The sequence below is a fragment of the Pseudomonas sp. ZL2 genome, assembly GCF_054788455.1.
In genome coordinates this window covers 17,546-26,986 of the sequence record NZ_JBGOGX010000057.1, presented here as the reverse complement: position 1 = coordinate 26,986, position 9,441 = coordinate 17,546, and the positions used below count along the sequence as shown (strand labels likewise).

Here is a 9,441-nt window from a genome sequence, read left to right as displayed (position 1 = left end):
GATTAAATAGGGAGGATATATGATGTTTGAACTGCCTCGACTAGGCTGCGGCGCTGCGATAGTCCGCGATGGCCGCATTCTATTAATCCAGCGCCTGAAGGAGCCGGAAGCAGGTTGCTGGGGCTTACCTGGGGGGAAAGTAGATTTTCTCGAGGAGGTTGAACACGCTGTCGTGAGAGAGATCGATGAGGAGTTGGGTATCCAGCTTCGCGATATGACTCTCCTTTGCGTGGTCAACCAAATTGACTCAGAGAAAAAAACTCACTGGGTAGCGCCCGTTTATAAAGTTTCGCGGTTTGATGGCGATCCGTATTTGGTCGAGCCCGAGAAACATTCAGCTATCGGCTGGTTTTCTCTAGAGATGCTGCCCACGCTGTTAACTGTCGCCACTCGGGCAGCGTTGCCGCTGTTACGCAAGCAACTAACCTAATTGGCGCTTCAAGGGTTTTCGTTCAAAACCTAGAATAGCTCATCCAACTGCTCGAAAAATACACGCTTCGCAGACTGGTCGGGCTCGCCAAGCCCCCAAAGAAGGTTGTTTGCTGCATTGTCCGAAACATCTTCGCGCAGGTTTCGATGAGCAAACGCAATGTCCAGCCAGCGATCCGCGATACCGCCACGCCCCAGATCGATAAAATGTAACTGGTCATGGGCGTCGACGAAAACATTGGTGTCACATAGGTCGCCATGACTGAACACCCTCTCCTCGACCGGTCGCGTGGCGTGCAGGTGGGCCAGCAATTTCCTGGGTGTGCCAAGATTCGGCCATTGCTCCAGGTCGACATCATCAGCACACAGCTCGCGGGAGATGAGATATCCCAGTTCATTCAGGCGCACCGAAGCACTTGAGTCAAACGGGCAATTTGTGATCGGCACAGCCTGCAGTTGGCGCAGTGCTTCGCGCAACAGCGCCAACATTGCGTCCTGATCATCGCAGCGTGCTTGTATCGGTTCTCCAGGCACACAACGCGTGATCATGAACTCCCCGGCATCGCTTTCGGAAACGACTGCAACCTCGGGAACGTTCAGCCGGCCATCTAGCCATTGCAGCACACGAGCTTCACGCAAGACGCTGTAGGTCGTGGGCGTATAGATCGCTGGGCAGATTTTAAGGAAAAAACGTTCATTGCCTCGGGTGAAGCCGTAAACGCTGGCGGGAGACTCGCCCACCTCGTCGGCTACAAGTTGATTACCGCCAATAAATTGGGCAATGGCGCTGGGTAATTCGAAAGGAATCTGCAATGACATATGCTCGTAACGGTGGATACAAGATTATACGCAGACCGGTTTACAGCTAACCGGAGGACGTTGCATGAAATATTGTTACAGAGCCTACCGTTGAGTCGTGTTCAATGCAGCAAGCGTGCAGGCCCACCAAGCGACCGCAGCTAGTACTCAGTAACAGCCTGGTACAGCGACTCAGCCTCCTGCCGCAAGCGTTCAACTTCCTTTGCTGGCTGGCCGGCGTCCTGGGCTGCTTGGTAGCGCCGCTGCGCATCGATGGCCTGCTGAATCAGCGCCTCGCCGGCCTCGATAACTCCAGCCAGAGTCTTCTTCATTGCCCTACCTTCCACTCGCATGCAGATCGGGTGTCATACAGTTTCGCTGCACCTTGAAATCCGGCATCCAACCATAATCGAATTTCTTTACTAAGCTTGGGGTATTTTAGCTCACAGCCTGTGAGCGGCATGACTACAAGGAGTCTGTCATGGGTCGTGAAATACCTGAAAAATACATCAAGCAGCAGAAATTTTTTAAACGAAAAGAACTGGTCTGGTCGATTACTCATTACGCGCTCGGGGTATCAGCAGGGGTACTAGCTTTCCTTGCAGCCAGCACTACAAAGCTCGGCACACCCACAGCCAGCACTCTAGCGATGCTGTCTGGAATAGTAGCGGCAGTGTTAACTTTTCTATCGCCAGCATCAAGGCGAAAAGCATATACGGAAGCTAGGGATTTAATGAGAATCGCTCGAATGCGGCATGAGGAGGATGGTAGTCGTACGATGGCGCAACTCATTGACGCGATGGAAACGGCATCTCAAGTTGTACGACGACGATAAGGAAGAGCGCGACTTAAAGCCGGGATCTATCCCTATTTTGTTATTTCTCGCACATAGGCTTGGCACGCCCGCAAGGCAATCAGCCCTTCGTCCCTTCCCCAGTGACAGCGACAATTCGTCGAGCAGCCTCTGGGTCAAGTTCGCCTCGCGGGGCTCCATGAACCACGGCGCCGGCAGAGGCTGGCACCCCACAGCCACTACCCTGGGCTGGGGCGGCGAAGATTTCCGTCAGCCTAATGCTTGGCGTTCGTTACTTCTTGGACATGATCCGCAGGATGCGTAGGAACAGGTTGATGATGTCCAGGTACAGCGCAGCGGCACTGTCGATCGCGTTGTCAACGGTGCGCTCGATCTGGTTGGCGCGTCCCCAGTCCACGCCGATGTAGCCGCAGAAGACCGCAGCGACGATGTAGTCCATTACCGCCAGATGAATGCCGAACAATAATGCCTGGCCCAGCTCGACGACGATCGACACCACCAGGGCGATAAACAGTGACGACTCGATCCGTTTAAAGAATGCGGGGAACACGGTCCCCAGTATCATCATCCCCGCAGTAAGGAGGATAGTGGTCTGCATAGCCTGAACGATGTGGTCATGCGAGTACCTGGGCAGAACCACTACAAGCAGCAGGCCGATCGGCACCACGATCAGGTTGTAGCCGAGGAAGCTGTACTCCGGCTCCTGCGAGCGGAAGATGATGGCGACGCCGGACATCGCCAGGACGAAGTAGCCAACGTAAAACAGTATCGGGGGAATGGCTAGAATGACCTCGGCCGGAACCGTGGTGACCAGATACCAGTTCACCGCAAAACCCCAAAGCAGCACGGCACCGAGTATGAGGTTGTAGATGTTGGCCGAAATCTGGTGGTTGGTACCGACCCGACTGAAGGTATCGTTTTCAATCATGTGTTGGGCTTTCCTTTGCTTAGTGTCCGTGCCACGGCAAGGCCGATGAAGGCTGGCACCATATAGTTCGATGGTTGACCATGATGGCACATAGCTGCATCGCAATTAAAGAGACTAGACGGCATCCGCAAGAGCACGAGAAAGGCCTGGGACAAAACAAGATCAGTGAGACTGATCAGCTCTGAAGACTGATTCTCTTGGTTGTTCTGAATCGCCCCGGATTCTCTAGACACCTTGCAAGTGTGTTTGGACTGCTCAACTGGCCCGCCATTCATAAATGGTGTTAGCCAATCCGGAACGACATGTTGCTTGGAAAGCCTACTTCCTCCGCAGAAAATGCAGGCGCCCTGCTTTTGTTTCCCTGCCATGCCACCCTCACTTAAGAATCTGGATTCAGCTCATTTAGAACAGGTGCGCTTAATGCACCGCCGGCTTCTGAGTGAATACCCCACTTCAACGAATCACGCCACCCCGGCGAGGCTGGTGGCTGCCCGGAGACCACCATGAGCACATTCGCAGTCTTCGGCATGACCGCCGACGTAGCGCTGGCCGAGGCCAGGAAGACCACCAAGACGACCAGGCCGAGCGGGAAAGCTGGCTGCCCCCCCCTGGAGCTGACCTTGGCGGAGTGGAATCTGGCCGTCGAGCAGCAGGCGGCCAAGATCATGGCCGGCGAAAAGGTGAAGCAGTTGAGCCAGATGTTCGACGCACCGCAGTACGCCCAGCAGTTCATGGAGCTTGCGAGGAAGACCGGCAAGTGCCGAGACCTGCGTATCAGGGCCAAGGCGGTGATCACCGACGCCAAGGGCGAGCCCGTGATCAACCAGAAAACCAAGATGCCGAAGGTCGGGTGGACTGACTTCATCCCCGACATCGCGAAAGTCGCCTAAGTAAAGGATTCACCCATGACAAAAGCAATCGACCTATTCGCCGGCTTCGGCGGATGGAGCACCGGCGCGCGCGCCGCAGGCGTCCAGGTTCTATGGGCGGCAAACCACTGGCCTGAGGCCGTGAAATGGCACAGCGCCAACCACCCAGACACGCAGCACGTCTGCCAAGACTTGCACCAGGCGCGGTGGGAGCAGGCGCCCGCTCATGACATCCTGCTCGCCTCGCCCTGCTGCCAGGGTCACGCCAAGGCCCGGGGCAAGAAGTCGGGCAACCCTGAGCACGATGCTTCACGCTCGACGGCCTGGGCCCCGGCGTCGGCGCTGGAGGTGCACCGGCCGCCGGCCGCAGTGATCGAGAACGTACCAGAGTTCACCGACTGGGTGCTCTACCCGGCCTGGTTGCAGGCAGTCCAGGCGCTGGGGTATCAGGCGGCGCCGCACATTGTTGACTGTGCCGACCTCGGCGTGCCGCAGCACCGGGTACGTCTCTTCATGGTGCTGACGCGCAGCAAGGCGCCGCTGATGCTGCAATTGCCGCAGGAACGACATGTGCCGGCGAGCAGTTTCCTCGACTTCGACGCCGGGCGCTGGTCACCCATTGAAAAACCGGGACGCGCCCAGGCTACGCTGAATCGCGTACGCAACGGCCGCGAACGCTTCGGTGAGCGGTTCATCATGCCCTACTACGGCAAAGGCTCCGGCACCACCGGGCGTGACATCAACCGGCCGATCGGCACCATAACCACCCTTGACCGCTGGGCCCTGGTCGATGGCGAGCGCATGCGTATGCTCAGTGCCAACGAGGCCCTGGCCGCGCAGTCTTTCCCCGCTGGCACCCTGCGCCCGGACAATCACAGGCTGACCATGCACATGGCGGGCAACGCGGTACCTCCACTGGCGGGACAGCGGGTGATTGAAGCGCTGCTGAAGTCCGCATGATTAACGCCGACACGCGCGCCTTCAAAATCGAGGAAGGTCAGAAATCCGCCTACCCGGTATGCACTGATCCTCGGCCAAGGATCCTTTGCCATCAGGAACTATTGAGCCAGCAGGGGCTCCTTCCGAGCGAAAAAACAGGTGGAAGCTATCTCCACCCTCTATCAACTCCAGCACTTCCGAAATAGAAAAATCACGAACCTTGCTGGATATTTCAGGCAAGGCAGCCGGCGAGCCGTGCGTTTCCTGCCCCTGAAGCGCTACCAGCTGTATGTCTTCGTTATATCTAGCAGCAGTCACCAAGTAAGTAGCCATAGCCATTACCTCCCCATGAATCGTGAATTATAGCTGCCCACGAGGAATCCCCATGCCCACAGAAAACCGATCCAGCAACACCGAACAGATGGTCAGCGTGCCGCGTGAGTGGTTGGCGCTTGCCGTGGGAGCAGCGGACGGCTATGACATTGAGGCTGCAATGATTGCCGGTGGCAAGCTTCGCACCCTTCTCGCCCAGCCAGCCGCCCAGCACCAGGGCGAGCCGGTGGCCATAGTCGACGAGAGTGACGACGGCCTGTTCATCGACTTCATCTACGGGAAAGACGGAAGCCCGCTCCGGTGCGGTGACAAGCTCTACCGCCACCCACCAACCTCCGACGGTTTCAGCGCTGGTGACATGGCCGACCAGGGTGCCAAGGCGTTTGGGGATGGGCAGCGGGCTGCTGAAACGCTGACCTTCGAGTTTTTGCACCCTGACACCCAAGAGCGCCACCTCCTCACCGTGACACATGAGGAGGTGGCTGATCGAATGGATGACGTGCTGTTTGAAAAGCTGGTTGGCGAGCAATGCCGGTGCGAGACGGTTGGCGAAACCAACGTGCTGGATTGCTGCTGCGACGAAATAGCTGAGCAGTTCGAGCTGGTGAAGCCATCCTGACCAAGGAGTACATTTGTACTCCACCCCATTTTAACCCCTCTCCCTTCAAAGTCAGCCGCTAAAGCAGCAGGCGCCAAGATTGGGATGGGGGCGTAACACCAGGCTCCACTACGCTTCGGTAGAGGCTCGATTAATTACAGCCTCAACTCGATAGCCGTCGGGATCGATCAAGAACGCTGCGTAATAATGGGCGCCATAATCTGAGCGCAAACCCGGGGCTCCGTTATCAGTACCTCCAGCGATTAGCGCCCTTAGATGGAACGAGTCGACGGCACCTCTTGATTGAGCAGAGAACGCCAAATGGAAACCAGGACCTGGAGCTACCGCATCCGGGCGAAGCTTTAAGCAAAACTTATCTTTCCCGTCCTCTACGCCATACCCAATAGCAGTCTCATCCTCGAAGACCCTACGAAACCCAAGCGCCTCCAATGCTGCATCGTAAAACCGCCCGGATTTGTCTAGATCTTTCACGCCAATTGAAAGGTGGTGGAGCATTGGTGGGAACCTCTTGCAAGCAATAAGGCTGTATATAAACACAGCAAATCGCAGCGCGCATTACTCGCGCGCCGATACTTAACCCCCCCCTTTAAAGTCAGCCGCCATAGCGGCAAGGACGAAGTCATGCCTGAAGCAAAGGAATGCCCGATCTTGTTCAACAGGCCGATGGTCCGCGCCGTGCTGGATGGTCGGAAGACAGTTACCCGGCGCGCCCTCAATGCCCAGTCACTCAAGGAAATCGGCTACGGCGTCCAGCTGGGCGAATGCCACGAGCTGCCGGCCGATGGCCAGGTCCACCCGAACAGCGCTAGCTATTACGCCGAACTTTGCCCTTTTGGCCTACCCGGTGATCGTCTGTGGGTGCGCGAGACCTTCGCACTGCTCGGCAACGAGGATGGCGTCTGTATTGACTGGAATGACCAGGTGCAGAAAGGCGACGAGCGCCAGGCCGCACGAATCTACAGAGCAGCTGCAGTGTCGGGGATTATGGTCTGTGGCAGATTCCTGATCAGGCCGACTGGAAGCCGGAGACCAAAAGCCTGCAGTACGAGGGCGCGTGGCGTCCGAGCATTCACATGCCCCGCTGGGCCAGCCGCATTCTGCTGGAGATCACCGAGGTTCGAATCGAACCGCTGCAGCACATCACCATCGGCCAGATCTGCAAAGAGGGCCTTGCCCGCTCGATGTATGAATTCATCCCGGTGACCACGGCTTTCGATGCCTTCGCCGAGCTGTGGAACTCTACCGGCGGCGACTGGGATGCCAACCCCTGGGTCTGGGTCGTCGAGTTCAAGAGGATCGAGCCATGATGCTCATACCCATCGCCGCCCCGCTCTACATGGTCTGGTTGATCTGGAAGGGACAGAGGCCATGACAGAGGTCAGCCTTCACCATGGCGACTGCCTGGAGGTGATGAGGTCGATACCAAGCCGGATCAAGAGCCATCCTTTTTGCGAGCAAAGACTTCGTCCAGCAGCTTCTGAACCTCCTTACACTCTTTCAAACTGTTTTTTCGGACAGTGTCTATGTGCTTAGACTTAACACGCTCAAGAGGCCCTGGCTGTCGTACTTCGTTTGCAGGGTTTTCTTCAGGAAAGTCTTCAAAATAATCAGACCAGTCACCCATCTTGTGCTCCTCCAAGTGTGAGCTTAATTAAAGCTCACATTCGGCACCGTCGAGGCCCTCCACCCCACAACAACTCAAGCCTGCCGATAGGCGGGCGAGGATGAGTCATGCCTGAAATAACCTGTCACCAGGGCCACACCATGCGAGTCAGCACGGACCAGTGGGTTGAGACATTGACCCTGGACCAGATGCGCTACGCCCGCGACAAGACGGCCGAGAAGATCAAGGCGGCCGAGGCCCAGCCCAAGCGCTGCGTGTGGCGCGTGTGCCGTGGCGGTCTCGCCGAGGGCAACTACCGCGAGGAGGACTTCGAGAAGGCAGCAGACCACCTACTGCGCATCTTCAAAGGGCACTTCGCCGAAGAGGCAAAGGCTTTTGTCGATCGCCACTACGGCACCCTGCGCTTCGAGCGTGAAATCCCACACATCGCAGTCGAGCTGGTCAGCCAGTTCGAATATGACACCGAGTGGTTCCCGGCCAAGGCCTGATCTACCTGCTGGTCAGCCAAGGCAAGACCGGCAAGCGATTGAGGATCGTCCTGGAAGCGGATGATTTGAAGAACAGCCTGGGGCTGCTGCTAGAGCGCATCATGCGGCGCACCAGCGAGCACTTGTCCCCGTTCTTCATCGTGAACGAGCACGGAAAGCGGATGAGCTGGCCAATGTTGCGCAACCGGTGGGCGGACGCACGCGAGGCCGCGAGGGTGAAAGCAGAGTTGGAGAAGAAACCTGACCTTGCCAATCGAATAGCCCAGTTCCAGTTCAGGGACATCCGACCGAAGGCAGCATCCGAGATCAACGATCTGAGCGATGCGAGCGTGCTGCTCGGCCACTCGAAAGAGGGAATCACCGAGCGCGTTTACCGTCGCGTCGGGGCCATCGCAAAGCCCTCCAAGTAAGGAAGTTTTGGGACCGCTGTCTATTTGTTTTGGGACTTACGCACTTTCCGACCCACAAAGAAAAACCCCGCAGACGTTAATCTGCGGGGCTTTCAATAATGGAGGCCGAGGTCGGAATCGAACCGGCGTAGACGGATTTGCAATCCGGAGCATAACCACTTTGCTACTCGGCCTCAAATGCCCGAGACCCTGATACTGCGGCCTCAAACATATACAACTCTTTAAGGAAACAACTCGCTAAAACCGCTATCTCCTTGAAAACGCTAGGCTTTTTTCGTGCCTCGTTTTCGATGGACGCAATTATGTACTCATTCCCCAGCTCTGGCAACCCCTTGAATTCAAAAAGTTTTATTTTTTTATTCGAGAGACGCTACGGGCCCCGAAGTGCGGGCTTTGGCCGCAACAAACAGGGTGACAGCCCCCATTGCCAAAGCGCGTTACTATACAGGCTCTACACCCTGCCCGCTGCCTGAATTGCCGATCATGATGCAAACCGAACTGGATCTGTTCAACCCCGCCAGCCCCGCCGAACCACAATGGATCGGTAAACAGGCGGTGGTGCTGCCCGGTTTTGCCCTGGCCTGGGTAGACGTGCTGCTGCCTGAGCTGCGCCAGATCATCGCCCACGCGCCGTTCCGGCATATGCTCACCCCCGGCGGCCTGAACATGGCCGTGGGTTTGACCAACTGTGGGGCGCTGGGGTGGATCAGTGACCGTCGCGGCTATCGGTACAGCCCGGTCGATCCGCTCAGTCAGCAGCCCTGGCCCGTGCTGCCACCTGCATTCATCGAACTGGCGGCCCTCGCCGCTTCGGCCGCAGGCTTTGGCGATTTCCGGCCGGACGCTTGCCTGATCAACTGCTATAAACCCGGCAATCGCCTGAGCCTGCATCAGGACCGTGATGAGCGCGATTACAGCCAGCCGATCGTCTCTGTGTCGCTGGGTTTGCCAGCGGTGTTCCAGTTCGGCGGGCATGCCCGCAACGAATCGACACGGCGCATCGGCCTGCGTCATGGCGATGTGATGGTGTGGGGTGGTGAAGACCGTCTGCGCTTTCATGGGGTACTGCCACTCAAACCGGGCAGTCATCCGCTGCTAAACGGCCGGCGGATCAACCTGACCTTGCGTAAGGCAGGCTGAGGTCTATGTTTTACAAAACCTCACAACCCCACGCGCAGCACCTATCGATA

The 9,441-nt window shown here is 57.2% G+C and carries 16 protein-coding genes and 1 tRNA gene; 10 read left to right on the top strand and 7 right to left on the bottom strand.

The features are described from left to right. Window positions 1-19 precede the first annotated feature (19 nt). Window positions 20-430: an NUDIX hydrolase gene (locus tag ABM562_RS25895; RefSeq protein ID WP_258577959.1), complete on the top strand. Its 411-nt coding sequence runs from the start codon at window positions 20-22 to the stop codon at window positions 428-430. Between the two features lie 29 nt (window positions 431-459). On the opposite strand, the gene ABM562_RS25890 is transcribed toward ABM562_RS25895, so the two are convergent. Both ABM562_RS25890 and ABM562_RS25885 read right to left on the bottom strand, forming a co-directional pair. Beyond that, window positions 460-1,248: an APH(3') family aminoglycoside O-phosphotransferase gene (locus ABM562_RS25890; RefSeq protein WP_460423815.1), complete on the bottom strand. Its 789-nt coding sequence runs from the start codon at window positions 1,246-1,248 to the stop codon at window positions 460-462. 140 nt (window positions 1,249-1,388) lie between these two features. Next, the gene (locus tag ABM562_RS25885) at window positions 1,389-1,559 is read right to left on the bottom strand and encodes a hypothetical protein (RefSeq protein WP_258577961.1); all 171 of its coding nucleotides are present in this window, start codon (window positions 1,557-1,559) and stop codon (window positions 1,389-1,391) included. 149 nt (window positions 1,560-1,708) lie between these two features. Between ABM562_RS25885 and ABM562_RS25880 the strand changes: the two genes are divergently transcribed. Then, entirely contained in the window at window positions 1,709-2,062 is a 354-nt protein-coding gene (locus ABM562_RS25880; RefSeq protein WP_134062835.1) for a hypothetical protein, read from the top strand. Between the two features lie 250 nt (window positions 2,063-2,312). Here ABM562_RS25880 and ABM562_RS25875 read toward each other — a convergent pair whose 3' ends face one another. Then, window positions 2,313-2,969 carry a Bax inhibitor-1 family protein gene (locus ABM562_RS25875; protein ID WP_460421615.1) on the bottom strand — a complete coding sequence of 219 codons (657 nt, stop codon included), beginning with the start codon at window positions 2,967-2,969 and terminating at the stop codon, window positions 2,313-2,315. Window positions 2,970-3,472: 503 nt separating this feature from the next. Between ABM562_RS25875 and ABM562_RS25870 the strand changes: the two genes are divergently transcribed. Both ABM562_RS25870 and ABM562_RS25865 read left to right on the top strand, forming a co-directional pair. Next, window positions 3,473-3,859, top strand: coding sequence for a hypothetical protein (locus tag ABM562_RS25870; protein WP_460423813.1), 387 nt, complete (start codon window positions 3,473-3,475; stop codon window positions 3,857-3,859). A gap of 15 nt (window positions 3,860-3,874) precedes the next feature. Then, window positions 3,875-4,798, top strand: coding sequence for a DNA cytosine methyltransferase (locus tag ABM562_RS25865; RefSeq protein ID WP_460423811.1), 924 nt, complete (start codon window positions 3,875-3,877; stop codon window positions 4,796-4,798). A 21-nt stretch (window positions 4,799-4,819) separates the two neighbouring features. Here ABM562_RS25865 and ABM562_RS25860 read toward each other — a convergent pair whose 3' ends face one another. Beyond that, window positions 4,820-5,110, bottom strand: a complete 291-nt coding sequence (locus ABM562_RS25860) for a hypothetical protein (protein WP_346617502.1) — start codon at window positions 5,108-5,110, stop codon at window positions 4,820-4,822. 52 nt (window positions 5,111-5,162) lie between these two features. Here ABM562_RS25860 and ABM562_RS25855 point away from each other — a divergent pair, with 52 nt between their 5' ends. Continuing rightward, a complete protein-coding gene (locus ABM562_RS25855) occupies window positions 5,163-5,729 on the top strand; it encodes a hypothetical protein (RefSeq protein ID WP_346617503.1) in 567 nt (188 codons plus the stop codon). 108 nt (window positions 5,730-5,837) lie between these two features. Here ABM562_RS25855 and ABM562_RS25850 read toward each other — a convergent pair whose 3' ends face one another. Further along, entirely contained in the window at window positions 5,838-6,224 is a 387-nt protein-coding gene (locus ABM562_RS25850; RefSeq protein ID WP_428985038.1) for a VOC family protein, read from the bottom strand. Window positions 6,225-6,350: 126 nt separating this feature from the next. Here ABM562_RS25850 and ABM562_RS25845 point away from each other — a divergent pair, with 126 nt between their 5' ends. Both ABM562_RS25845 and ABM562_RS25840 read left to right on the top strand, forming a co-directional pair. Continuing rightward, on the top strand, window positions 6,351-6,932 hold the full coding sequence (locus tag ABM562_RS25845) for a hypothetical protein (RefSeq protein WP_460423809.1): 582 nt from the start codon (window positions 6,351-6,353) through the stop codon (window positions 6,930-6,932). Further along, window positions 6,911-7,036, top strand: coding sequence for a hypothetical protein (locus ABM562_RS25840; RefSeq protein WP_460423808.1), 126 nt, complete (start codon window positions 6,911-6,913; stop codon window positions 7,034-7,036). The genes ABM562_RS25845 and ABM562_RS25840 overlap by 22 nt, the downstream gene beginning before the upstream one ends. A 125-nt stretch (window positions 7,037-7,161) precedes the next feature. On the opposite strand, the gene ABM562_RS25835 is transcribed toward ABM562_RS25840, so the two are convergent. After that, entirely contained in the window at window positions 7,162-7,353 is a 192-nt protein-coding gene (locus tag ABM562_RS25835; protein WP_134062076.1) for a hypothetical protein, read from the bottom strand. Between the two features lie 107 nt (window positions 7,354-7,460). On the opposite strand from ABM562_RS25835, the gene ABM562_RS25830 reads away from it, so the two are divergent. Further along, window positions 7,461-7,841 (top strand): hypothetical protein, encoded by a 381-nt coding sequence (locus ABM562_RS25830; RefSeq protein WP_460423806.1) that lies wholly within the window; start codon window positions 7,461-7,463, stop codon window positions 7,839-7,841. Continuing rightward, the gene (locus tag ABM562_RS25825) at window positions 7,820-8,251 is read left to right on the top strand and encodes a site-specific integrase (protein ID WP_460423804.1); all 432 of its coding nucleotides are present in this window, start codon (window positions 7,820-7,822) and stop codon (window positions 8,249-8,251) included. The genes ABM562_RS25830 and ABM562_RS25825 overlap by 22 nt, the downstream gene beginning before the upstream one ends. Window positions 8,252-8,350: 99 nt before the next feature. Here ABM562_RS25825 and ABM562_RS25820 read toward each other — a convergent pair. Beyond that, a tRNA-Cys gene (locus ABM562_RS25820) sits at window positions 8,351-8,424 on the bottom strand. A gap of 310 nt (window positions 8,425-8,734) precedes the next feature. Between ABM562_RS25820 and alkB the strand changes: the two genes are divergently transcribed. Then, the gene (alkB, locus tag ABM562_RS25815) at window positions 8,735-9,391 is read left to right on the top strand and encodes a DNA oxidative demethylase AlkB (RefSeq protein WP_460423803.1); all 657 of its coding nucleotides are present in this window, start codon (window positions 8,735-8,737) and stop codon (window positions 9,389-9,391) included. Window positions 9,392-9,441 lie beyond the last annotated feature (50 nt).